The 24,268-nt window shown below is 63.4% G+C and carries 23 protein-coding genes; 21 read left to right on the forward strand and 2 right to left on the reverse strand.

All coding sequences use genetic code 11. The annotated features are described in order from the left end of the window. The first annotated feature begins 72 nt into the window (after positions 1-72). From OXH74_RS19825 to glsB, 18 genes are all read left to right on the forward strand, one after another. Positions 73-1,095, forward strand: a complete 1,023-nt coding sequence (locus OXH74_RS19825; RefSeq protein ID WP_375738481.1) for an NAD(P)H-dependent glycerol-3-phosphate dehydrogenase — start codon at positions 73-75, stop codon at positions 1,093-1,095. Positions 1,096-1,129: 34 nt separating this feature from the next. Continuing rightward, entirely contained in the window at positions 1,130-1,477 is a 348-nt protein-coding gene (locus OXH74_RS19830) for a DUF4389 domain-containing protein (RefSeq protein WP_215370447.1), read from the forward strand. After that, positions 1,474-1,938 (forward strand): phosphohistidine phosphatase SixA, encoded by a 465-nt coding sequence (gene sixA / locus OXH74_RS19835; protein WP_215370450.1) that lies wholly within the window; start codon positions 1,474-1,476, stop codon positions 1,936-1,938. The genes OXH74_RS19830 and sixA overlap by 4 nt, the downstream gene beginning before the upstream one ends. Positions 1,939-2,042: 104 nt before the next feature. Next, positions 2,043-3,710, forward strand: a complete 1,668-nt coding sequence (locus OXH74_RS19840; protein WP_375738482.1) for an AMP-binding protein — start codon at positions 2,043-2,045, stop codon at positions 3,708-3,710. Positions 3,711-3,758: 48 nt separating this feature from the next. After that, a complete protein-coding gene (locus OXH74_RS19845; RefSeq protein WP_375738483.1) occupies positions 3,759-4,202 on the forward strand; it encodes a hotdog fold thioesterase in 444 nt (147 codons plus the stop codon). Between the two features lie 379 nt (positions 4,203-4,581). Beyond that, the gene (locus OXH74_RS19850) at positions 4,582-4,767 is read left to right on the forward strand and encodes an AraC family ligand binding domain-containing protein (RefSeq protein WP_375738484.1); all 186 of its coding nucleotides are present in this window, start codon (positions 4,582-4,584) and stop codon (positions 4,765-4,767) included. A gap of 196 nt (positions 4,768-4,963) precedes the next feature. Then, positions 4,964-5,776: an alpha/beta fold hydrolase gene (locus OXH74_RS19855; protein ID WP_375738485.1), complete on the forward strand. Its 813-nt coding sequence runs from the start codon at positions 4,964-4,966 to the stop codon at positions 5,774-5,776. Then, complete coding sequence (locus tag OXH74_RS19860; RefSeq protein ID WP_375738486.1) at positions 5,773-6,636, forward strand: alpha/beta fold hydrolase; 864 nt, start codon at positions 5,773-5,775, stop codon at positions 6,634-6,636. Before OXH74_RS19855 ends, OXH74_RS19860 begins: the two co-directional genes overlap by 4 nt. Positions 6,637-6,688: 52 nt before the next feature. Then, complete coding sequence (locus tag OXH74_RS19865) at positions 6,689-7,351, forward strand: glutathione S-transferase family protein (RefSeq protein ID WP_375738487.1); 663 nt, start codon at positions 6,689-6,691, stop codon at positions 7,349-7,351. Between the two features lie 2 nt (positions 7,352-7,353). Continuing rightward, positions 7,354-8,163 carry a DUF4892 domain-containing protein gene (locus OXH74_RS19870; RefSeq protein WP_375738488.1) on the forward strand — a complete coding sequence of 270 codons (810 nt, stop codon included), beginning with the start codon at positions 7,354-7,356 and terminating at the stop codon, positions 8,161-8,163. 109 nt (positions 8,164-8,272) lie between these two features. After that, positions 8,273-9,355: an AI-2E family transporter gene (locus OXH74_RS19875; protein WP_375738489.1), complete on the forward strand. Its 1,083-nt coding sequence runs from the start codon at positions 8,273-8,275 to the stop codon at positions 9,353-9,355. A 447-nt stretch (positions 9,356-9,802) separates the two neighbouring features. Next, a complete protein-coding gene (kdpF, locus tag OXH74_RS19880; protein ID WP_215370479.1) occupies positions 9,803-9,892 on the forward strand; it encodes a K(+)-transporting ATPase subunit F in 90 nt (29 codons plus the stop codon). A gap of 8 nt (positions 9,893-9,900) precedes the next feature. Next, positions 9,901-11,601, forward strand: coding sequence for a potassium-transporting ATPase subunit KdpA (gene kdpA / locus OXH74_RS19885; RefSeq protein WP_375738490.1), 1,701 nt, complete (start codon positions 9,901-9,903; stop codon positions 11,599-11,601). An 11-nt stretch (positions 11,602-11,612) separates the two neighbouring features. Further along, a complete protein-coding gene (gene kdpB / locus OXH74_RS19890) occupies positions 11,613-13,664 on the forward strand; it encodes a potassium-transporting ATPase subunit KdpB (protein ID WP_375738491.1) in 2,052 nt (683 codons plus the stop codon). A 91-nt stretch (positions 13,665-13,755) separates the two neighbouring features. Beyond that, complete coding sequence (kdpC, locus tag OXH74_RS19895; protein ID WP_375738492.1) at positions 13,756-14,307, forward strand: potassium-transporting ATPase subunit KdpC; 552 nt, start codon at positions 13,756-13,758, stop codon at positions 14,305-14,307. Further along, positions 14,304-16,952: an ATP-binding protein gene (locus OXH74_RS19900; protein ID WP_375738493.1), complete on the forward strand. Its 2,649-nt coding sequence runs from the start codon at positions 14,304-14,306 to the stop codon at positions 16,950-16,952. The genes kdpC and OXH74_RS19900 overlap by 4 nt, the downstream gene beginning before the upstream one ends. Positions 16,953-17,304: 352 nt before the next feature. Next, the gene (locus OXH74_RS19905; RefSeq protein ID WP_375738494.1) at positions 17,305-17,997 is read left to right on the forward strand and encodes a response regulator; all 693 of its coding nucleotides are present in this window, start codon (positions 17,305-17,307) and stop codon (positions 17,995-17,997) included. A gap of 123 nt (positions 17,998-18,120) precedes the next feature. Further along, positions 18,121-19,029: a glutaminase B gene (gene glsB / locus OXH74_RS19910; RefSeq protein WP_375738495.1), complete on the forward strand. Its 909-nt coding sequence runs from the start codon at positions 18,121-18,123 to the stop codon at positions 19,027-19,029. 143 nt (positions 19,030-19,172) lie between these two features. Here glsB and OXH74_RS19915 read toward each other — a convergent pair whose 3' ends face one another. Then, positions 19,173-20,192 carry a patatin-like phospholipase family protein gene (locus OXH74_RS19915; RefSeq protein WP_375738496.1) on the reverse strand — a complete coding sequence of 340 codons (1,020 nt, stop codon included), beginning with the start codon at positions 20,190-20,192 and terminating at the stop codon, positions 19,173-19,175. A 201-nt stretch (positions 20,193-20,393) separates the two neighbouring features. On the opposite strand from OXH74_RS19915, the gene OXH74_RS19920 reads away from it, so the two are divergent. Further along, the gene (locus tag OXH74_RS19920) at positions 20,394-20,672 is read left to right on the forward strand and encodes a hypothetical protein (RefSeq protein ID WP_375738497.1); all 279 of its coding nucleotides are present in this window, start codon (positions 20,394-20,396) and stop codon (positions 20,670-20,672) included. Between the two features lie 16 nt (positions 20,673-20,688). On the opposite strand, the gene OXH74_RS19925 is transcribed toward OXH74_RS19920, so the two are convergent. Next, positions 20,689-21,738, reverse strand: a complete 1,050-nt coding sequence (locus tag OXH74_RS19925; RefSeq protein WP_375738498.1) for an AraC family transcriptional regulator — start codon at positions 21,736-21,738, stop codon at positions 20,689-20,691. 132 nt (positions 21,739-21,870) lie between these two features. Between OXH74_RS19925 and OXH74_RS19930 the strand changes: the two genes are divergently transcribed. After that, on the forward strand, positions 21,871-23,346 hold the full coding sequence (locus OXH74_RS19930; RefSeq protein ID WP_375738499.1) for a flavin-containing monooxygenase: 1,476 nt from the start codon (positions 21,871-21,873) through the stop codon (positions 23,344-23,346). Continuing rightward, a complete protein-coding gene (locus OXH74_RS19935; protein ID WP_375738500.1) occupies positions 23,330-24,268 on the forward strand; it encodes an alpha/beta hydrolase in 939 nt (312 codons plus the stop codon). The genes OXH74_RS19930 and OXH74_RS19935 overlap by 17 nt, the downstream gene beginning before the upstream one ends.

Below are 24,268 nucleotides of genomic sequence, written 5' to 3' on the forward strand. Positions count from 1 at the left end.
AGGCTGCCCGGCAGGCGGTGCCTCCGTATAATGCGCGCAACCGCCACTTCGATGGCTCTACATGGATCCGTTATGACTGAACAGCAACCCATTGCGGTGCTCGGTGGCGGCAGCTTCGGCACTGCCATTGCCAACCTGATGGCCGAGAATGGCCAGCGCGTGCGCCAGTGGATGCGCGACCCTGAGCAGGCCGAGGCGATCCGCACCCAGCGTGAGAATCCGCGCTACCTGAGGGGTGTGAAGATTCACCCGGGGGTTGAGCCTGATACCGATCTGTCCGCCGTGCTCCAGGCGTGCGAGTTGGTCTTTGTCGCGATCCCGTCCGGCGCGTTGCGCAAGGTACTGGAGCCGGTGGCCGGTCTCCTGGCCGGCAAGCTCCTTGTCAGCACCACCAAGGGAATCGAGGCACAGAGCTTCAAGCTGATGAGCCAGATTCTCGAAGAAATTGCGCCAGCTGCGCGCATCGGTGTGATCTCCGGCCCCAACCTGGCCAAGGAAGTCGCCGACCATGCGCTGACCGCGACCGTAGTCGCCAGCGAGGATGCCGAACTCTGCACGCGCGTCCAGCACGCTCTCCACGGCCGCACATTCCGCGTTTATGCGAGCCAGGACCGCTTTGGGGTCGAACTGGGCGGTGCCCTGAAGAACGTCTACGCGATCATTGCAGGGATGGCAGCTGCCCTTGGCATGGGCGAGAACACCAAAAGCATGCTGATTACCCGTGCCCTGGCGGAGATGACTCGTTTTGCCGTCAAACTCGGCGCAAACCCCATGACCTTCCTGGGGCTGGCCGGCGTCGGCGATCTGATCGTCACCTGCTCTTCGCCCAAGAGCCGCAACTACCAGGTCGGTTTTGCCCTGGGAGAGGGGCTCAGCCTGGAGGATGCGGTGGCGCGCCTCGGTGAAGTTGCCGAAGGGGTGAATACCCTCAAGGTGCTCAAGACCCGCTCCGAGGAATTGCAGGTGTACATGCCGTTGGTCGCAGGTTTGCATGCGATCCTCTTCGAAGGGCGCACGCTGGCCCAGGTGATCGAAGTACTGATGCGCGGCGAGCCCAAGACCGACGTAGACTTCATTCCAACCACTGGCTTCTGAATACGAACCGCATACCCGGACAAGGAGAATCCCCATGAGTGAAGAACGTGACGACCTGCAGCGTGAATCGATCCTGCTGCGCATCGTCTGGATGCTCATTTTCGTCGTCGTTTGGCAGCTTGCCGAAATCGTTCTCGGCGCTGTGGTGCTGCTGCAACTCGGCTACCGCGTGTTCTACGGAGCACCTAGCGCCAGCTTGCTGGCTTTCGGCGACAGCCTCAGTCAGTACTTGGCACAGATCGGTCGCTTCGGCACCTTCAACAGTGAAGAAAAGCCCTGGCCCTTTGCCGATTGGCCCGAAGCCCAGGCTCCGCAAGGAGAGGCTGCATATCAGGTACCGGCAGCGGCCCATCCCGTTCGCGACGAAGAGCCGAAGCTGTGAGGCTTTGGCTATTGCGCCACGGCGAGGCGGAGGCTCATGCGTCCACCGATGCCGAGAGGGAGCTGACGCGGCATGGTCGTAAGGATGTGCTCCACGCAGCAGCGCAGCTGGCTGGCAGGCATCTGGACGCGATCCTTGCCAGCCCGTATGTGCGGGCGCAGCAAACTGCCGAGCTGGTTCGCGAGGCCTTGGGATTCAGGGGCGCGGTTGGTACTGCGCCTTGGCTCACGCCCGATAGCGACCCGCGCGAAGCCTTGAATTTCCTTGCTGAACGAAGCGAAGGGGACCTGCTGTTGGTTACTCATAATCCCTTCGTCAGCGAGCTTGCCGGGCTGCTCATCAATGGCCACCGCCAGGAACCGTTGCCCATGAGCACGGCCAGCCTGGCGGAGCTGGAAGGCGATCTGCTGGTGCCTGGCCTGATGTCCTTGCGTGCGGTGCATCACGTCCGTCATCACTGACGGGCGTGCAACATTTCTTAACTTGCGCCACCTCCAGACGCGTGGAATAGTCAGCCAAGCAAGTGCTTGGTTGTCCCCACAAAAAGAATAAAGGAGGAGGCCCTGTGGCTGATGCAGTCCGTTTGCCGCTTGAGAAGTTCTTTGAGCGTGAAGCTCGTCATCCGAACAAACGCTACTTGGTCCAGCCCATGGAGGGAGGTCGGCTCGAAGAGCTGACCTGGGCCGAAGTAGGGGACCAGGCAAGACGCGCCGCCAGTTGGTTGCGCGGACGCGACCTGCCCCAGCGCAGCCGCATCGCGATCATTTCCAAGAACTGTGCTCACTGGATCATCGCCGACCTGGCAATCTGGATGGCCGGTCACGTTTCCGTTCCGCTTTACCCCAATCTGACTGCCGATTCGGTGCGCCAGGTGCTGGAACACTCCGAATCCGTCCTGGTGTTCGTCGGTAAGCTGGACGATTGGCCGTCCATGGCCGACGGTGTGCCGGCCGGCGTACCCGCCGTGGCGTTGCCGATCCACCCGAAAAGCGAGTTCAACTACCACTGGAGGGACCTGCAGGCTACTCCGCCGATCCGCGATGACCCCAAGGGTCAGCCCGACCAGCTCGCCACCATCATCTACACCTCCGGGACCACTGGCACGCCGAAGGGCGTAATGCACAACTTCAGCAACCTGGCCTTTGCCGCCAGCCATGGCGTGGAGCTTTTCAGTACCAGCGAGGATGATCGGCTGCTGTCCTACCTGCCGCTATGCCATGTGGCCGAGCGCATGTTCGTTGAGATGGCGTCCATCTATGCCGGGCAGACGGTGTTCTTCGCCGAAAGCCTGGAAACCTTCCTCGAGGACCTGCGCCGGGCCCGGCCTACGGCAATCTTCGGCGTGCCGCGGATCTGGACCAAGTTCCAGATGGGGGTCTACGCGAAGATGCCGGCGCAGAAGCTCGATCGCCTACTCAGGTTGCCCATCATCGGACGCATGGTCGGGCGCAAGGTGCTGGCGGGCCTTGGCCTCGACGCCGTGCGCATTGCATTGTGCGGCGCCGCTCCAGTTCCCGAGGCGCTGCTCGACTGGTACAAGCGCCTGGGCCTCGACGTGTTGGAGGTCTACGGCATGACCGAGAACTGCGGCTACTCCCATGTCTGCCGTGCCGGGAAGCAGAAACCCGGCTGGATCGGCCAGAACAGCCCAGGCGTCGACGTGCGCATCAGCGAGGAAGGCGAGGTGCTGGTGCGCAGTGGTGCCACCATGCAGGGTTATTACAAGGACCCGGCCAAGACTGCCGAGACCCTGACCGTCGACGGCTACCTGCGAACCGGTGATAAAGGCGAACAGGACGCCGAGGGCAACCTGCGGCTGACCGGGCGCATCAAGGAAATCTTCAAGACCAGCAAGGGCAAGTATGTCGCGCCGGCCCCCATCGAGAATCGCCTGGCGGTGCATCCGCGCATCGAACAGGTGTGCGTCGTCGGCGATGGATTGCCGCAACCCATGGCGCTTTGCGTGCTGTCTGAGGTGGGGCGCCAGGAGGCTGCCAACAGTGCCCGTCCTGAACTGGAACTCAGCCTTCGGGAGCTGCTCGAGGAGGTCAATGGCGTGCTCGACAAGCACGAGCGCCTGCAGGGGCTAGTGTTGGTCAAGGAAATCTGGGCCGTGGACAACGGCTTCCTCACTCCGACGCTGAAGATCAAGCGCAATCAGGTGGAAGATGCCTACGGCAAGCGTTTCCCCGAATGGATCGAGCGCGGCGAGGCAGTGCTTTGGCACGAATGAGTCCAGCACGCCGGGAGTATCCCTCCGGCATCATGACAAGGAGCGAACATGTGCTTGTGGAAACGAAAGCCTGATCTGAAACACCTCAACGAAACCCTGAGCAACACCATCGGCGAGCAACTGGATATTCGCTTCGAAGCCTTCGATGATGAGTCCCTCACGGCCAGCATGGTGGTCGACAGTCGCACCCATCAACCGTACAGCCTTCTGCATGGCGGTGCCTCGGTCGTGCTCGCGGAGACCCTGGGCTCCACCGCCAGCTACCTGTGCATCGATAGCAGCCGCTTCTACTGCGTTGGCCTGGAGGTGAATGCCAACCACCTGCGCGGACTGCGCAGTGGACGTGTCACCGCTGTGGCGCGACCGGTTCACCTGGGCCGTACCACCCATGTCTGGGATATCCGCCTCCGCGGCGAAGATGGCAAGCCCAGCTGCATATCCCGCCTGACCATGGCCATCGTGCCGCTTGGTGCTGAGCCACCGAGGGGTTGACGGGGGATCGAAGCAGGAAGGTCCGGGTGGAACACCGCCCGTTCACGCATCGGGGAGAGGGGCTGGGGTGTGAGAGCTCGGGAGGCTGCTTGGACGCCCAAGGGCAGGCCTGCGGTCTGCTCGGCGAATGTGTTGGCTCTGTCTGCATCGAGTGTTGCAAGTGGCGGCATTTCTTATAGGAGCGAGCTTGCTCGCGAAAGGGTCCGGTTCGCGAGCAGGAACTCGGCGTTCCCTCGCTCCTACAAGGCTCTCAGCCCGGCCATTGATTGCTAGTAACAGCCAACGCAGGCATAGCCAATGAGTTCACCCTTACAAAGCCCAGGCCCACGTCCCCACCCCTGCAATTTTGTCCAAGATGCTGCCTTCGCCACGGAGTAGAGTGGCGTCCACGGAACAGATCAATCACATCCTAAGCAGCTTGCCCAGCGTCCGCTTGATCGACGCCGAGGACCACGGCTTCCGTTTCCCCCGGCACTTCCATCTGGAATTCCAACTGGGACTGTTGGTGCATGGTCGGCAGCGCTATCTGCACCAGGGCGAGAAGTGCCAGCCGGATGCTCGGTGATGGTTGCCAGGGAGCTCTTAGGCTGACCAGGTCGGTGCTGCGGCCTGGTATTCCTGCTGGTCGCTCTGGCCATCCTCACCCGGCTGCTGGCACCCGGAGTTTGGCATTAGCGCCATCATCACTGGCGGTTACGGTCATTGCCCAACTCGTGGGCCTGCCGGAGAATTCCGGCATCTCCTGAAGAGCTGGCATTACGATGTCGCAATCAATCTTTTTCGCTCATGCCAACGGGTTTCCCTCGGCTACCTACGGCAAGCTATTCGCTGCTCTGGCACCGGACTTCCGTGTCGAGCACCTGGATCAGCATGGCCACGACCCGCGTTTCCCGGTCAACGACAACTGGGAAAACCTGGTCGACGAACTGATCCACCATCTGGAAGTAATTGACGAGCCCGTTTGGGGCTTGGGCCACTCCCTCGGCGGCGTGCTGCATTACCACGCCGCCCTGCGCCGTCCAGACCTTTATCGGGGCGTGGTGATGCTCGACTCGCCGGTGCTGACCCTGGCCGACCGCATTGTCATTCGGGCGGCCAAGCGCTTTGGCTTCATCGACCGGATCACTCCTGCGGGTCGTACCCTTGGACGACGGGAAGAGTTCGCCGACTTCAGCGAGGCGCGTGACTATTTCGCCGGCAAGGCCTTGTTCCGCCGCTTCGACCCGGAGTGTCTGGACGCCTATGTCCGCCACGGCCTGGCCCAAGGTGGTAGCGCCTTGCGTCTGAAGTTCGACCCGGCGACCGAGATCAGTATCTACCGCAGCGTGCCGCACAGTACGCCTGGGCGGCCGCAGCAGCTCGAAGTGCCGCTGGCGTTGGTGCGTGGGCGCCACAGCCGCGTGGTGCTGCCGCACCATGCACGGCTCGTGAAGCGGGTACCCAAAGGGGAATACCTGTCGGTGCCGGGCGGCCATATGTTCCCTCTGGAGCAACCCAAGGAAACGGCCGACCTGCTGAGATCGGTCTTCAATCGTTGGAACGAACGCCATGAAGGCGAACAGGTAATTGCATGAGCGCCCACGTCGAAGAGATCCGCCTCAACCTTCCGCATATCGAACTGGCTGCACATCTCTACGGACCTGAAGATGGTCAGCCGGTTATCGCCCTGCATGGCTGGCTCGACAATGCAGCCAGCTTTGCTCGCCTGGCCCCGCGCCTACCGGGGCTGCGCATCGTCGCCCTGGATTTCGCCGGTCACGGCCATTCGGCCCATCGGGCACCCGGCGCCAGCTACCTGCTCTGGGACTATGCACTTGACGTTCTGCTGGTGGCCGAGCAACTGGGATGGGACCGTTTTGCACTGCTTGGCCACTCCATGGGGGCGATCGTTTCGGTGATGCTGGCGGGCGCCATGCCAGACCGGGTAAGCCGGCTGGCCCTGATTGATGGCCTGATGCCTTACACCGGCGAAGCTGACCAGGCGCCCACCAAGCTTGGCGAGGCGCTACTGGCGCAGCTAGCCCTGCCCGCCAAGCGCAAGCCGGTTTATGCCGCGATTGATCGTGCTGTCGAAGCGCGCATGAAAGGGGTTGGGGCTGTCAGTCGCGAGGCTGCGGAGCTGCTGGCCCAACGCGGGCTGATGCCAGTCGCGGGAGGCTATACCTGGCGCACCGACAGCCGCCTGACACTGCCCTCTCCGTTGCGTCTGACTCGCGCCCACGCCCTGGCCTTCGCCCGCAACCTGAAGTGTCCAGCCCTGCTGGTGCTGGCCGAGCATGGGCTGCTGCAGACCGAGCCGAAGTTCGTCGAGTTGTTGGGCGGTCTGCCCCTGGATGTGCGCAGGTTGCCGGGCAAACACCACCTGCATCTCGACGATGAAGCCGGAGCCCAGGCGGTAGCAGACTGTTTCAATCCCTTCTTCGCCGCGCCTTGACTTGCGCTGACCAACTGGGGAGGCTGGCGGCTTTGGATCAAGGAGAATCGGCATGATCGACCTCTACACCGCTGCTACCCCCAACGGTCACAAGGTTTCGATTGCCCTGGAGGAACTGGGGTTGGCCTACCGGGTTCATGCACTGTCCTTCGACAAGAAGGAGCAGAAGCGCCCCGGGTTCCTGCGGATCAACCCCAACGGTCGCATTCCGGCCATCGTCGATCGGGACAACGACGACTTCGCCGTGTTCGAGTCCGGCGCCATCCTGATCTACCTTGCAGAAAAGACCGGCCAGCTCATGCCCACGGACGTCAAAGGTCGCTCGCGGGTCATCCAGTGGCTGATGTTCCAGATGGGTGGGATCGGGCCGATGCAAGGCCAGGCCAATGCCTTCTTCCGCTATTTCCCGGAGAAGATCCAGCCCGCCATCGACCGCTACCAGCACGAGACGCGGCGCCTCTACGAAGTGCTCGATGGACGGCTGGGTGAGGCCGAGTTCCTGGCCGGCGACTACAGCATTGCCGACATCGCCACCTTTCCCTGGGTGCGCATCCATGATTGGGCCGGTGTGTCGATCGACGGGCTCGCACATCTCCAGCGCTGGCTCGCCGCAATCGAAGCGCGGCCAGCTGTGCAGCGGGGACTGGCGGTTCCAAAGCGCCAGGAAAACACCGACAAAATGGTCCAAACTGCTCAATCCATGTTGATTCGCTAAGGATGCGCATGCGTCTGATGATTCTTGCCGGTGTGTTGCTGGCGGTCGCTGCGCAGGCTGCCGATCTGCCTGACAGCCACGACCTCGCGGCACTTCCGCGCTTCCCCCATGCTGAGATCGTCGATTTTCGTGATGTACCTGATCAGGAGCGCACCTATCCGCAGGCGTCCATCCGCCGGATCAGCAACCAGTTGCGCATGGAGCGCAAGATCGAAGTCGAGGGGCGGCAGACGGCCGTGACCTATCGCTTGCCCAGCGACCACAGTTCCACAGAGGCATTCGACCGTGCGCGCAGGGACCTGTTGGCAGGCGGCGCTGAGCTGCTCTACTGGTGCCAGGGCCGAGACTGCGGCTCCAGCAGCCTCTGGGCCAATGCCATCTTTGGCAACTCGAAACTCTACGGACCGGACGAACAGCAAGCTTATCTGCTGCTGCGCCTGGCTGAGCCTCAGCAGGACAGCGTGCTGGCGATCTACAGCATCACCCGTGGCAACCGTCGTGGCTACCTGCATGCCGAGCAACTGGACGCGGCAAAGCCTCTGGGCGAGTTGCTGCCGACCCCTGATACCCTGATGCGTGAACTCAAGAGCAGCGGTATCCTGCGCCTGGCACGCCTGCCAGCCGAGCCCTCTGAGGCCTGGGCTACGCTGCTGGCGCGCTGTCTCAATCTCGACAGCACCTTGCGCGTCAGCCTTGCCGGCGAGGGAGCCGATGCCTGGCGTGAGGCCCTGGCAAGCCAGGGTGTCCGCGCTTCACGCCTGGAGCTGGGGGAGGGCGTCGAACCCGGCCTGCAACTGAACCTCCTGCACTGAGCGCTGGTCTTCGAACCGCCACCACCATCTGCCTCTATGCTTGTGCTTGCGAGCCATTTCCGTTGCATTGGCTTGCGTTACCTTTTCTGTTCGCCGGAGTACTACAGGGATGCTCAATAACGATCGGCTGCTCGTGCAGATACTTCTGCTTGGCTTACTCGGTGCCAGCCTTTGGGTTCTTGCTCCCTTCTGGTCCGCATTGTTCTGGGCTGGCGTGCTGGCGTTCGCCAGTTGGCCGTTGATGCGCCTGCTGAGCGGCCTGCTGAATGGTCGCGAGTCCATGGCTGCAGCGTTGCTCACCGCTGGGTGGGTGCTGCTGGTGGCTCTGCCGCTGGCATGGCTCGTATCCAATCTGGCCGAGCACATTCGCGATGCGACCGAACTGGTCAAGAGCGTGCAGTTGCAAGGACTACCCGTTGCGCCGGACTGGCTGCGGCAGATTCCGTTGGTGGGCGAGCGGCTGGTTCGTCTATGGCAGACCGTCGATGCCCAAGGCGGCGCGTTCTTTGCCAGCCTGAAACCCTATATGGGCGAGGCGGGGAACTGGCTCCTCGCGCGCAGTGCCCAGGTTGGCGGTGGCTTGGTGGAACTGGTGCTGAGCCTGGTGCTGGTGTTCTTCTTCTATCGCGATGGCCCGCGCATGGCGACGTTTGCAGAGCGAGCCCTGGAGCGATTGATCGGTGATCGCGCCGAGCACTATCTGGAACTCGTCGCAGGCACTGTGCAGCGTGTTGTGAATGGTGTGATAGGCACTGCTGCCGCCCAAGCACTGCTGGCGCTGATCGGCTTCTGGATTGCTGGAATTCCAGGGGCGCTGGTACTCGGCATCGTCACGTTCGCCTTCAGCCTGATTCCCATGGGGCCACCCCTGGTCTGGGTGCCTGCGACGGCGTGGCTGGTGTGGCATGGCGATTATGGCTATGCGGTGTTCCTGGGTATCTGGGGCATGTTCGTCATCAGCGGTGTGGACAACGTGCTCAAGCCCTATCTGATCAGCCGCGGCGGTAACCTGCCGCTGGTGGTGGTGCTGCTTGGTGTGTTCGGGGGCATTCTGGCGTTCGGCTTCATGGGCCTGTTCCTCGGCCCAACCCTGCTGGCTGTGGCCTATAGCCTGATTTCCGACTGGATAGATCAACCTGTGCCGAAACTTCCGGAGCAGGCCAGCATCGAGGAAGAAGCCCGGCCTTCCTGAGCAATGGCCGGGGGCTTTCGGGTCGACAGGTTCAATTGGCAGTTACCACCGCTTGAGCCGCGTCGCTAGCTGCTGTCCATGACGTTGCTCGTTGCTGATGGTGGTGCTGCATCGGGTTGCTTGCAGGAGACGTCCTCCATGCTGTAGCCGGACAGCTATCGGCGCGAGGGCTCGCTTGTGCGGGGCTCGGGACCATGTCGGCTATGTGTCGGTGTTGGTACAGAGCTTGTGCGGCTTGCGCCCCTCACCCCCGGCCCCGCTCCAGAGGGACGAGGTCGGATATCACATGGCCCGCCAGGGCACGGAAAGCTCCCTCTACCTGGGCCGCCAGGCCCATTTCTTTACGCATTCTTGATGCCCCACGCCCCCCGTGGGTCTCGTTCCTTTACGCACCCCTTTCCGACAATGGCTCCACAGCGGCCCAGACCGCATCAAGGAGCAGAAGCAATGAGCATTCTCGACGGGGCGTCCCTGGTTCTCGCCACGGGGCTTTTCATCTATTTGCTGGTGGCGCTGCTGCGCGCCGAGCGCGGCTAGGAGGCGGCATGCACGTTCAAGACTATGGCCTGATCCTGGCTTTCTTCGTGCTGGTGCTGGTGCCAGCACCGTTTCTCGGGCGCTTCTTCTATCGGGTGATGGAGGGTGAACGCACCTTCCTGGCCCCGATATTCGCGCCGGTGGAGCGGCTCAGCTACCGCCTCTCCGGCATCGACCCCAACCGTGAACAGGACTGGAAAACCTATGCACGAGCCTTGGTGGCCTTCTCCCTGACCAGCCTGGCGGCACTGTTCGCCATCCTGATGCTGCAGGGTATGCTTCCGCTAAACCCGCAGAAGCAGCCGGGCCTGGAGTGGACCCTGGCGTTCAACACCGCGGCCAGCTTCATGACCAACACCAACTGGCAGGCCTACAGTGGTGAAGCCACCCTGAGCTACTTCAGCCAGATGGTCGGCCTTGGCGTCCAGAACTTCGTCAGCCCTGCCGTCGGCCTGGCCGTATTGGTGGTGTTCTGTCGCGGCATCGCCCGTCGCTCGACTGACAGTGTGGGCAACTTCTGGGTCGACCTGACCCGCGCAACGCTCTATGTCCTGCTACCGCTGTGCGTGCTGCTGGCGCTGTTCCTGGTTTGGCAGGGCGTACCGCAGACTTTCCTCGGATACGCCCATGCCGTGACTCTGCAGGGTGCTGACCAGAGCATTCCGCTCGGTCCGGCAGCCAGCCAGATTGCCATCAAGCAACTGGGCACCAATGGCGGCGGCTTCTTCGGCGTCAACTCAGCGCATCCGTTCGAGAACCCGACTGCCTGGAGCAACTTGCTGGAGATGGCCTCCATCATCCTGGTCCCTGCGGCGCTGGTGTTCACCTTCGGCCACTACGTCAAGGACCTGCGCCAGAGCCGTGCACTGTTGGTGTGCATGCTTGTGCTCTTCATCATCGGCCTGGGCGTGACCCTGTGGAGCGAGTACCAGCCGAACCCGGCGCTGGCTTCCCTGCCGGTCGACCAGACGGGTTCGCTGGAAGGCAAGGAAAGCCGATTCGGCATAGCCGGTTCGGCGCTCTGGGCAGTCACCACCACGGCGGCGTCCAACGGCTCGGTCAATGCCATGCATGACAGCTTCAGCGCCATTGGCGGCATGATCCCGATGTTCAACATGATGCTCGGCGAGATCATCTTCGGCGGTGTTGGCGCGGGCCTCTACGGCATGCTGCTGTTTGTCCTGATCGCCGTGTTCCTCGCCGGCCTGATGATCGGCCGCACCCCGGAATACCTCGGCAAGAAGCTGGAAGCCCGCGAAGTGCGCCTGCTGGTGGCAACCCTGCTGGTGATGCCGATCGGCGTGCTGGTGTTCTGTGGCCTGGCCATCAGCCTGGAAGGCCCGGCTGCGTCCATCACCAACTCCGGTGCGCATGGCTTCAGCCAGGCGCTCTATGCCTACACCTCAGGTACCGCCAACAACGGTTCGGCCTTTGCCGGCTTTAGTGCCAACACGCCGTTCCACAACCTGATGATTGGCCTAGCCATGCTCCTCGGTCGCTTCGGTTACATCCTTCCGGTGCTGGCCATTGCCGGCAGTCTGGCCGCCAAGAGGCGCGCGCCGCTGGGTGCCAACAGCTTCCCGACCCATGGTCCGCTGTTCGTCACGCTGCTGACCCTGACCATCCTTCTGGTCGGCGGGTTGACCTTCCTGCCGGCGCTGGCCCTTGGGCCGATCGCCGAACACTTTGCGCTGATCCAGGGCTTCTAAGGGAGATCACAATGAATGCCCCCATGCAGGCGCACAAAAGCGCCAAAGTCCAACCCAAGACCACCTTCGATGCGCTGTGGAAGCAGGCGTTGATCCAGGCTTTCGTCAAGCTGGACCCGCGCCAGCTGGTTCGCTCGCCGGTGATCCTGGTCGTTGAGTTAACCGCTGTTCTGACGACGATCCTCTGTGCCATCCCCAGCCCTGCGGTGAGTACAGGTCTGGCAGTGCAAATCGCACTCTGGCTGTGGTTTACCGTGCTCTTCGCCAACTTCGCCGAGGCATTGGCCGAGGGCCGTGGCAAGGCCCGCGCAGACAGCCTGCGAGCCGGCAGCCAGGGGCTGAACGCGCGTCGGCAGAAGAGCAGCGGCCAGTTCGAAACCGTCCCCGCCAGCACCTTGCGCAAGGGCGATATCGTCCGTGTCGAAGCCGGCGAGCTGATCCCCGGCGACGGCGAAGTAATCCAAGGGATCGCCGCCGTCAACGAAGCAGCGATTACCGGCGAGTCTGCGCCGGTGATCCGTGAGTCCGGCGGTGACCGCTCCGCTGTCACCGGCAACACCCGCATCGTCTCCGACTGGCTGCTGGTGAAGATCACCGCCAATCCGGGCGAGTCGACCCTCGACCGCATGATCGCCCTGGTGGAAGGCGCCAAGCGCCAGAAGACGCCCAACGAGGTGGCGCTGGACATCCTGCTGATCGGCCTGACACTGATCTTCCTCCTTGTGGTGGCCAGCCTGCAGCCGTTCGCCCGCTTCGCCGGTGGCGACCTGCCGCTGGTGTATCTGTTGGCCCTGCTGGTGACGCTGATTCCGACCACCATCGGTGGCCTGCTCTCGGCCATCGGCATTGCTGGTATGGACCGCCTGGTGCGCCTGAATGTGATCGCCAAGTCTGGCCGGGCGGTAGAAGCGGCCGGTGACGTGCATGTGTTGCTGCTGGACAAGACTGGCACCATCACCTTCGGCAACCGCCGTTGTAGCGCGATGATCAAGGCGCCGGGCGTGTCCAGCAACGAGCTGGCCGAAGCTGCACTGCTGGCCTCGCTGGCCGACGAAACCCCCGAAGGCAAATCGATTGTCGAGTACCTGCGTAACTTGCACTCGTTACAGGCGCCGGAGCGCGAGCAGATCGAGGTCATCCCGTTTACCGCTGAAACTCGCCTGTCCGGCGCCGACTGGGCTGGCCACAGCTACCGCAAGGGCGCGGTGGATGCGGTGCTGGACTGGGTTGGCGTCAGCCGCAGCGACGTGCCGGCACCTCTGGCCCGTGAGATCGAGAAGATCGCCCAGAGCGGTGGCACGCCGCTGCTGGTCTCTGCCGACAGTAAGCTGCTCGGCGCCATTCACCTGAAGGACGTGGTCAAGCCGGGCATCCGCGACCGTTTCGCCGAACTGCGGCAGATGGGCATTCGTACCGTGATGGTCACCGGTGACAACCCGCTGACCGCCGCCGCCATTGCTGCCGAGGCCGGCGTGGACGACGTGATCGCCGAGGCCACGCCGGAGAAGAAGCTCGCCCGCATCCGCCAGGAACAAGGCGAGGGCAAGATGGTCGCCATGTGCGGTGATGGCGCCAACGACGCGCCGGCGCTGGCCCAGGCTGACGTCGGCCTGGCCATGAACGATGGCACCCAGGCTGCCCGCGAAGCCGCCAACCTGGTGGACCTGGATTCCGATCCGACCAAGCTGCTGGACGTGGTGCAGGTGGGCAAGGAGCTGCTGGTGACCCGTGGTGCGCTGACGACCTTCTCGGTAGCCAACGATGTGGCCAAGTACTTCGCGATCCTCCCGGCGCTGTTCGCGGGCATCCATCCGCAACTGGGCGTGCTCAACATCATGCACCTGGCCAGCCCGCAGAGCGCGATCCTCTCGGCCATCGTGTTCAACGCACTGGTCATCATCGCGCTGGTCCCGCTGGCCCTGCGTGGGGTTCGCGTGCAGGCCACCGACGCGGCCCACCTGCTGCGTCGCAACCTGTTGATCTACGGTCTGGGCGGCATCGTTGCTCCCTTCGTGTGCATCAAGGTGATCGATGTGCTGCTGACCGCCGTCGGCCTGGTGTGATGGATCGCCCCTCTCCCGCTTATGGGGGAGGGGCAGGTGGGAGGACCTGACTTGTCCCGCCTGAACTTAGATTTCCGTAGAGGAACTGAATATGCTTACGCAACTTCGCCCGGCCCTGAGCATACTGGCTTTGATGACCCTGATCACTGGTGTTGCCTACCCGCTGGCCGTAACCGGCATTGCCCAAGTCGTTTTTCCGGAGCAGGCCAATGGCAGTCTGGTGCGCGATGCGAAGGGCGCGATTCGTGGCAGCGCGCTGCTGGCGCAGAGTTTCGAGGGCCCTGAGTGGTTCCAGCCCCGCCCTTCGGCGGCGTCCTTCGCCACTGTGGCCAGTGGTGCCAGCAACCTTGCGCCGAGCAACCCAGCCCTGGCCGACCGTATCGGCAAGGATGCTGCGCGGCTGGCAACGGAAGGCCAGGGCAGGGTGCCTATGGCCCTGGTCACTACCTCGGGCAGTGGTCTGGACCCACACCTGCCAACGGCAGCGGCGCGCTACCAGATCCCGCGCATCGCCGCCGAACGCGGAGTTCCAGCCGAGGCCCTGGCCCGCCTGGTTGACCTCAACACCGAGCGCCCGTTGGTGGGGCCCGCGGTGGTCAACGTACTGGCCCTGAACATGCAGTTGAATGAGATGCCTCGATGAGTGATGCCCTCCGCGCCGATGCGCTGCTGGCCGAAATGCCCCGGGAGGGGCGCGGCCGACTGAAAGTATTCCTCGGCGCGGCACCGGGTGTAGGCAAGACCTTCGCCATGCTCCAGGCCGCTCAGGCGCAACTGCGCCAGGGCGTGAATCTGCGCGTTGGCGTGGTGGAAACCCATGGCCGCGCAGAAACCGAATCCATGCTCGCCGGCCTGCCGCAGCAGCCGCTACGTCGCCTGGACTACCGTGGCGTGGCCATGACCGAGATGGACCTCGATGGCTTGCTCGCGCAGCGGCCGAAACTGGCGCTGGTGGACGAGTTGGCCCACACCAATGCGCCAGGTAGTCGTCACGCCAAGCGCTGGCAGGATGTGCAGGAACTTCTGGATGCCGGCATTGACGTCTACACCACGGTCAACGTCCAGCACCTCGAAGCCCTCAACGACCAGGTACGTGACATCACGGGCGTGCAGGTGCGTGAGACGCTGCCCGACTGGGTGTTGCAGGAGGCCGACGAGATTCTCCTGGTGGATCTGCCTCCACGGGAGCTGCTCGAGCGCTTGCGCGAGGGCAAGGTCTATGTGCCAGAGCAGGCCCGTGCCGCCATCGACGCCTTCTTCAGCCAGACCAACCTCACTGCCTTGCGAGAGCTGGCCATGCAGACGGCCGCCGCACGTGTCGATGCGGATCTCAATCGCCGCTATCGCCAGCGTGGCCAGGAAGCACCGGCCGTGCGTGGACGCCTGCTAGTGGGCATTGACGGCGACCATCAGGCCGAGCGCCTGGTGCGCCATGCCTGCCGGGTCGCCGAGCGCCGCCACCTGCCGTGGTCGGTGGTCCACGTGGATACCGGCATTGGGCGCTCGGAAGAGGCACGCGTGCAGCTGCAAGGCGCCCAGCAGCTGGCTGAGCGGTTGGGCGGCGAGGTAGTCACGCTGCGTGGCGAATCGGTGGCCAAGGCTTTGGTCGAGCATGCCGATGAGCGACGTGCCAGCCTGCTGCTGGTTGGCAGGAGCCGACAGCGCTTGCGTCGTCACTGGCTGGGTCGGGGACTGGCCGAGCGGCTCCTGCGCCAGGCCAATGGCCTGGAGATCAGCGTGATCGACACCGAAGTCGACCGGCGTCCGGCCACGGCGAGGGCCCGTCAGCCGGTGCGCCTGCTCGATTACGGTGTGGCGATGGTCGCAGCAGTAGCCGCCACGGGCCTGGCCTGGGTGGTGTCGCACACGCTGGCGCTGCCGAACATCTCCCTGGTGTTTCTCGCCGCAGTGCTGCTGGTCGCCGTCCGCAGCAGCCTGGGACCAGCGCTGGCCTGCGCCGCGCTGTCCTTCCTGGCCTATGACTTTCTCTTCATACCGCCCACCTTCTCGTTCACCATCGCCCGCCAGGAGGATGTGCTCACCTTGCTGTTCTTCCTGCTCATGGCGGGGTTGACCGGCAACCTGGCCTCACGCCAGCGACGCCAGCTCGATGCTTTGCGCGATACCCAGACGGAAACCACCGTCTTGCTCGACCTGTCGCGCAAGCTCACCGCAGCCACTGACCGCCAGGCGGTGCTGAATGTCGCAGTGCAGCAGTTCTCCGCCTGGACCGACGTGGAGGTCTGCCTGCTGGCCCGTGGCAAGGATGGTGTGTGGAAGGTGGAAGCTGGCGTTCAGCGCTTGCTGGCCGACCAGGAGCGCGCCGCCGCCGAGTGGTCTTGGCAGCATGACCAGCCTGCGGGCCTGGGCACTGATACCCTGCCAGGCGGGCGCTGGTGGTGGCTTCCGCTATCGGGCGAGGAGGGGCCGCTGGTGCTGCTGGGTGTCAGCCCGCGCGACGAGGCCCCGCTGCCGGCCCCGCGTCGACGCTTGATCGCCGCCCTCGGGCAGCCTTTGGCCCAAGCCCTGGCCCGCGCCCAACTGGCCGAGGATCTGGAGGCCGCGCGCCTGCATGGCGAAACCGAGCAGCTGCGCAGTGCCTTGCTCGCGTCCGTCTCCCACGACCTACGTACCCCGCTCACGGCCATGCGCGGCTCCATCGACAGTCTGTTGGCGCTGGGCGAGGCCATTCCCCTGGGGGACCGACTCGAGCTGCTCGAAGGCACCCGCGATGAGGCCGAGCGGCTCGATCGCTACATCCAGAACCTGCTGGACATGACCCGCCTCGGCCATGGCGGCTTGAAGCTCGCACGCGACTGGGTGGCGCCCGTGGATATCGTCGCCAGCGCGCTGCAGCGCTTGCGACCCGTGCTGGCGCCGTTGCAGGTGGAAACCCTGATTCCCCAAGAGCTACCGCTGCTCTACGTACATGCCGCATTGATCGAGCAGGCCTTGGTCAATGTGCTGGAGAACGCGGCACGTTTCTCTCCCAGCCAAGGCCGCCTGCGGATCAGCGTGGAGGCCGATGACGTCGAGCTGCGCTTCGCTGTCAGCGATCAGGGTCCGGGTATCCCGCTTGAAGAACGCGACAAGATCTTCGACATGTTCTATACCGCTGCCCGTGGCGATCGGGGCGGGCAGGGTACCGGACTGGGCCTCGCTATCTGCCAGGGCATGGTCGGTGCCCATGGTGGCAGGGTTTCGGTCGGTGATGGCATCGATGGCCAGGGCACGACCCTGACCCTGCACCTGCCTCTGCACCCGCAGCCGCAGCTGGAAGAAGAGTGAGTGGCCGGTCATACGAGTGAGTTTCCGGGGAGGCTAGTTCTGTGGGGGCAAATTCAGTGGCTATGTCCCAGTTAGGTATTGCAACTGGCTGCATTCCCTGTAGGAGCGAGCTTGCTCGCGAATCGGACCTTTTCGCGTGTATGAACTCGGCATCTCCCCATTTCTACAAGACTCTTCGCTCGGCGGCCTATTCCTGGCAACAGCTAGCGCAGACAGAGCCAATTCATTCGCCACGCAGACCGCAAGTCTGCCCGGGGGGCGCAATCGGGATAGCTTTGCCACCCTTGGCGAATGAATTCGCACCCAAAGAAAAAGAACGGCCCTTGCCACTGACGGATTGATGAACGGAACGATGACAATCAACCAGCCGACCATCCTGGTCATTGACGACGAAGCGCAGATTCGCAAGTTCCTGCGTATCAGCCTCACAGCCCAGGGCTATCGGGTGCAGGAGGGCGCCAACGGCCGCGAAGGCCTCGCTCAGGCAGCGCTTGGCAAACCGGATCTGGTAGTGCTCGATCTCGGGCTACCGGATCTGGATGGAAAGGACGTGCTGCGCGAACTCAGGGAGTGGTCCCAGATCCCCGTGTTGGTGCTCTCGGTGCGAGCCAGCGAGGGCGAGAAGGTGCTGGCGCTGGATGGCGGCGCCAACGACTACGTGACCAAGCCGTTCAGCATCCAGGAATTCCTCGCTCGCGTCCGCGTGCTGCTGCGCCAGGGCGCGCCTGGCGAGCAACAGGTCGCCCATGTCGCCAGTGGCCCGCTGGTCGTGGATTTCGCTTACCGCAAGGTCATGCTCGATGGCGCCGAGGTTGGGCTGACGCGCAAGGAGTACGCCGTGCTCGCCCAACTCGCCCGACATCTGGGCCGCGTGGTCACCCAACAGCAATTGCTCAAGGACGTCTGGGGCCCGACCCATGTGGAAGACTCGCACTACCTGCGCGTGGTGGTAGGGCACCTGCGGCAGAAGCTTGGCGACGACCCGGCCAATCCGCGTTTCATCGTCACCGAGGCAGGCGTCGGCTACCGGCTTCTGGAGGGGTGACAGGACTCCATTAGCCCGGACCTCAGTCCGCTCTACGTGAAGTTTGCTGCGCTTGTGCTGCGAGGCGGGAAATAGGCGTCTAGCCCATATCAAGCCTGAAACCCGTACTGCTGGAAAGAAAGCATGCAGCAATTGCTGAACGAGATTCTCGACGAGATCCGCCCCCTGATCGGCCAGGGCAAGGTCGCCGACTACATTCCCGCGCTGTCTCACGTCGCACCCAACCAGTTGGGTATCGCGGTCTACAGCAACGAAGGAGAACTCTACTCCGCCGGTGACGGCCTGACGCCATTTTCGATCCAGAGCATTTCCAAAGTGTTCAGCCTGGTTCAGGCTATCCAGCACTCGGGAGAGGACATCTGGCAGCGCCTGGGACACGAGCCCTCGGGGCAGCCGTTCAACTCGCTGGTGCAACTGGAGTTCGAACGCGGGGTACCGCGTAATCCCTTCATCAATGCCGGGGCCTTGGTGATCTGCGACATCAACCAGTCGCGATTTGCTGCACCAGCCCTATCCATGCGGGATTTCGTTCGCCGCCTGAGCGGCAACCAGTTAGTGGCGTCCGACGACGTGGTGGCCCGATCGGAGTACCAGCATCGGGCGCGCAACGCGGCGATGGCCTACCTGATGCAAGCGTTCGGAAACTTCCATAACGATGTCGAGGCGGTGCTGCACAGCTACTTCCACCACTGCGCCATTCGCATGAGTTGTGCCGACCTCGCGCTTGCCTTCAGCTTCCTCGCCAACCAGGGCGTCAGCCCGCATAGCGGCGAACGGGTGCTGACGCCGCGTCAGACCAAGCAGGTCAACGCCATCATGGCCACCAGTGGCCTGTACGACGAAGCGGGCAACTTCGCCTATCGGGTCGGCCTGCCCGGCAAGAGCGGAGTAGGCGGCGGTATAGTCGCCGTGGTGCCGGAGCGCTTCACGGTGTGTGTCTGGTCGCCCGAGCTGAACCCGGCTGGCAATTCCCTGGCAGGCATGGCAGCACTGGAATTGCTCTCCGAGCGAATCGGCTGGTCGATTTTCTGATCGTGCTGTCCCGCTCCCAAGGAGAGAACAGTCAGGGCGGGCTCTAGCCCGCCCTTGAGTTCGACCCTTGGCTGACGCGGAGCGCCGCCCGACCTACCCTACAGGCTGCCCGACATCCTTCACTCCAAGGGGATGGGTATTGGTCAGTTGCCCTGTTCGTAGCGGTCCAAGGTGTCGCGGGCAACCAGGCGGCCGAGTTGGATCAACTCCGGCGCCTTGTAGAACTCGAAGAAGCGGCAGACCTTCTTCGGTACGTTGATCAGGATGTCTGGCGGATAGCCAGCGATCTTGTATTGCGCCAGCGACGTCTGCATCACCTCGAAACTCTGGTTGATCAACTCCAGCAGCGAAGCGGCTCCGACACTGGCAACGACCTCGGAACCGGCAGCCGACTTCGGCGCTCCGGAGCTTTCCGGGGCGGCTGGTGGCTGCTGGGGCGCGGCGCGCTCCAGCCAGGGGTTGCCACCTGGCAGGCTTTCCGGGTCCAGCAGGCCAGCTTCATCTTCCGGTGCACGTTTCAGGAAGGGTAGGCGTGAACCAAGGGAAAACATCAACTGGTCGATGCGGCTCTTGATAGCCGGCGGCCGTTCGATAACGGGCAGTTGGTATTGCAGTTGGTTGGTGGCGTTGAGGTTCACGGCGATGATCAGGTCGCAGTGGCTGGATACCACCGGAATGATCGGCAGGGGGTTCAGCAGGCCGCCATCCACCAGCATGCGCTGACCTTGCAGTACCGGGGTGAACAGGCTCGGAATGGCGGCTGAGGCACGCATGGCCTGGTGCAGGCAGCCTTCCTGGAACCAGATTTCCTGCTGGTTGGTCAGGTCCGTGGCGACTGCCGTGTAGGGAATCGACAGGTCTTCGATATTGATCTCCCCCACGATGTCGCGAATGCGGCCAAAGACCTTCTCGCCACGGATTGCGCCGAGGCGGAAACTCACGTCCAGCAAGCGCAGCACATCAAGATAGTCGAGGCTTTCCGTCCACTCGCGGTACTGGCGCAGTTTTCCTGCGGCATAGATACCCCCCACGACAGCGCCCATCGAACAGCCCGCGATACAGGCGATCTGGTAACCACGTGCCTCGATTTCCTCAATCACGCCAATATGCGCGTAACCTCGTGCGCCCCCCGAACCCAACACCAGCGCTACTCGCTTGCTCATCCGTTCACCCCTACAACCAGTGGTTTGACGATACGCTGCAACCAGGGTGGCGCCAAGGCATGCCATGCCCATCCTCCGTCCGGTCGTCGGTGGCCCGGTCCAGACGTATGCCATGCAGCGCACAGAGTTGAATCTTGGTGTTTTCGCAGCGTCTATTCAGGCACTAGACTTTCGCCATCTCGACCATAAGGAGCTTCATCGATGAAAGCCTGGATCAGCCTGCCCCTGATCGCATTCATGCTTGTTGGCTGTGCTGGCAAGACGGCCTATCGCAGCAGTTGCGCTGCCGAACTTGACGCCGCCTGGCAGGAACTGGACCTGGCCAAGGCCGAAGGTTTCTCCGGTACGGTCAGTTATTCCAAGGCTCTTAGCCTGCTTACCGCTGCCAAGACTCAACAACAGTTCGAGGCCTTCGAAGGTTGCGCCAACAAGGCGGAGAAGGCTCGTTTCTACATTCGTGAATCGCGCGCTGGGCGGTAGAGTGCCCTTGCAGCCCTCACTCCCAACCCCCAGGGGTGGGGGAGAGGGCCCGTTCCCGGCGATAACGTCCCGGTGTCACTCCCTTCCAGCGCTTGAACGCATGCAGGAAGTTGGACACTTCTCCATACCCTAGCCGCTCGGCAATTTCCTCCAGGCTCAATCCCGTTGAGGCCAGCAGCTCCTCGGCCAGCGTCTGGCGCACTTCCTCCAGCAGCCCCCTGAAGCTGGTGCCCTCCGCCTCAAGCCGGCGGCGCAAGGTGCGCGACGTCATGTGCAGTTCGCTCGCCAGCTGTTCCATATCAGCCCCTAGCCCTGGTAGCGCGAGCAGTCGGTCGCGAACCCGCCCGGAGAGTCCGCCGCGCTCCCGTCGGCGCGCCAGGAGGACGCGACACTGCTCTTCGCAATGCAGGGCAACCTGTGGGTTGGCGCCGGGCAGGGGCAGGTCAAGGAGGCGGCGGGAGATGATGATGCGGTTGTCCTCGGCGTTGAATTGCGGGGTCAGGCCCAGTAAATCGCGATAAGGCGCGAGATCGGTTGGTGCCGGGATACGGAAGCGGGCTCCAAGCAGCGGAAGTTTGGCGTTGGTCAGGTCGCGCTGTACGCTCAGGGCGCCGGCAACGTCGCGTTCGAGCGTGAAGGTGCGCAGGTCTTCCGGCACGTCCTTATCGTCGAACACCAAGTGGGCCTCGTCGCCGTCTTCATCCAGGCGTATGCGGTGGAACGCGTAGGTCAGGTCCAGGTAGCGCAGTCCGAGTTGTGCGGCGCTGCGGTAAGTAGGGCTGCTGAGCAGAGCGAAGCCCCAGATCCCATAGGTGTTGAGGCGATAGCGCTGGCCCGCCTCAAGGCCCGCGCTTGGGAGATGGCCAAGACCCTGGGCGATATTGCGCAGAAGTTGCAGCTCCTGGCTGGCAGCCACTTCGGCGCTCGGGTCGGCGAGCAGGCGCCAGTCCAGGCCCGTGTTGGCCAGGCAATGCTCGATGGACAGGCCGTGATCGAGGCCGAATTGGGTCATCAGTTGCACGCTGATAGCGCTGCGCCGTGAAGGCCAGCGAGGAGGCTGGGGCATCAGGGAAAACCTGTCCGAATTTCACAATAGTATGTCCGACTATGCCATAACGCGACGTATCGCAGCGCATTAGCATTTTCTCTACCACGCAAGCCCCTCGGGCTCGCGAGAGTACATCCATGGGAGAGAACAATGCAGAAGAATCCCCAGCAGCCAGCGCCCCTGCACGTGCTGATCATTGGCGCCGGTTTTGGAGGCATGGGCCTGGCCATCCAGTTGCAGAAGGCCGGCAACCACGACTTCCTGATCCTGGAGAAAGGCAGCGAAGTGGGCGGTACCTGGCGAGACAACAGTTACCCCGGCGCAGCCTGCGATGTGCCCTCGCACCTGTATTCCTTTTCCTTCGAACCCAAGGTCGACTGGTCGCGCAAATTTGCGCCGCAGGCCGAGATATTCGCCTACCAGCGCCATTGCGCGGACAAATATGGGCTGCGCCGGCACATTCGCTTTGGATGCGAAGTGGCGGGTGCCGAGTTCGATGAGGCCAGCGGCCTCTGGCAGGTGCATACGCAGAATGGGGAACGCTACAGCGCAAGGGCCCTGGTCAGCGCATGTGGTCAGCTGAACCGCCCCGCGTGGCCGCGTATCACTGGGTTGGAAAAGTTCCGTGGCGAGCTGTTCCATTCGGCGCGCTGGAACCATGGCTACTCGCTGGCAGGCAAGCGCGTGGCGGTGATCGGTACCGGCGCCAGCGCCATCCAATTCGTTCCGCAGATCGCCCCAGAGGTCGCTCGACTGCATCTGTTCCAGCGCTCGGCGCCTTATGTGATCCACAAGGCGGACCGTGCCTATCGCCCCTGGGAGCTCGCGGTGATGCGGCATGCGCCAGGCCTGCAGAAACTGGATCGGATGCTCAAGTACATCCAGCACGAGTCGCGGGTGTTGGCTTTCTCGATGTTTCCGCCGTTGATGAAGTTCATACGCTTCAAGTTCGACCGACACCTCGCACGCGGAGTCCCCGATGCATCGTTGCGCCAGCGCCTGCAACCGGACTACCCGCTGGGCTGCAAGCGCATTCTCATCTCTAACGACTTCTACCCGGCGCTGGCCAGGCCAAATGTCGAGTTGGTGACCGAGGCCATCCGCGAAGTCACCGAGGATGCGGTGATTACCCGTGACGGTGTAAACCATGAAGTGGATGCCATCATCCTCGGCACCGGCTTCACCGCTACTGATTTCCTCGCGCCCATGAGCATACGAGGCTTGGGCGGGCGTGACCTGAACCAGGCCTGGCGGGAGGGCGCAGAGGCTTACCTGGGCATCAGCGTCAGCGGCTTTCCCAACCTCTTCATCCTTTACGGGCCGAACACCAACCTGGGTCACAGCTCGATCATCTACATGCTCGAAAGCCAGTACCCGTATGTGTTGGACGGCATCAATGCCTTGGTTGAGCGGGGCCTGCGTTATCTGGACCTGAAGCAGGACGTGCAGAAGGACTACAACCGGGAACTGCAGCGCCAGGTGCACCACACTGTTTGGGAGCAGGGATGCAACAGCTGGTACAAGACCGCCGAGGGCAAGAACACCAACAACTGGCCGGGTTTCACCTTCACCTACCGCCTACAGGCCCGCCGGCTGGAGTTCGAGCACTATGAATGCGCCCGTTGAGTTCACTGCGCCAGCGCCCGGCCAGCCGCTGCGTCGTGCGCTGTTGCGCGGCGCCTTGCGCCTGTTGTTCCGTGGCTTGATGCGACCGCCGACTCCCGTGACGCTGCAACGCCTGGTGCTGCGCGCACTTGCGGCCAGCACGCTGGCTCCACGCGGTATCAGGCACGAGGCCGGCCAGTTGGCGGGCGTGCGGTGCGAATGGCAGCGGCCGACGGACAGCGGCCATGGCGTACTGCTCTACCTGCATGGCGGGGCCTTCATGACTGGCTCGCCGGCGACCCACCGGGCCATCACCGCCAGCCTCGCCAAGCGTACGGGCCTGAATGTGTGCGCGTTGGATTACCGGCTGGCACCCGAGCATCCATTCCCCGCCGCGCGAGACGATGTCCTGGCCGCCTACCAGGCGTTGCTGGACGTTGGGTATCCGGCGTCGCGCATCATCATGGGGGGCGACTCGGCCGGAGGGAACCTGACTCTCGCCACAGCTCTTGAGCTCAAGCGCCAAGGACTTCCGCTACCGGCGGGCTTGATTTGTTTATCGCCGGTCACGGATTTGGGTGGAGCGCATCGGCATCGGCCGGTAGCGGGCGACCCGCTGATCCATCCTGCTTGGGTCGAGCAGGCGACGAACCGGTATTGCCCGCCTGGAATGGACCGCTGTAGCCCAGGCCTTTCGCCCATCTATGCCGACCTCACCGGGCTGCCGCCGCTGTTAATCCAGGTTGCGGAGGACGAGGTGTTGCGAAACGACAGCCTGCGCTTGGCTGCCCGAGCAGGGGCGGCTGGCGTGTGGGTGCGGCTGGAGCGCTATCCGGGGCTGTGGCACGTGTTCCAGGCCCAGGTGGGCCTGCTCCGGGCGGCAGACGAGGCCATGGCACGGGCGGCGGATTTCATTGGCAAGCACATCGGGGAGGGAACCTGA

The organism is Metapseudomonas boanensis (genome assembly GCF_042232855.1).
In the GTDB taxonomy this organism is placed as follows: Bacteria; Pseudomonadota; Gammaproteobacteria; order Pseudomonadales; family Pseudomonadaceae; genus Metapseudomonas; species Metapseudomonas boanensis.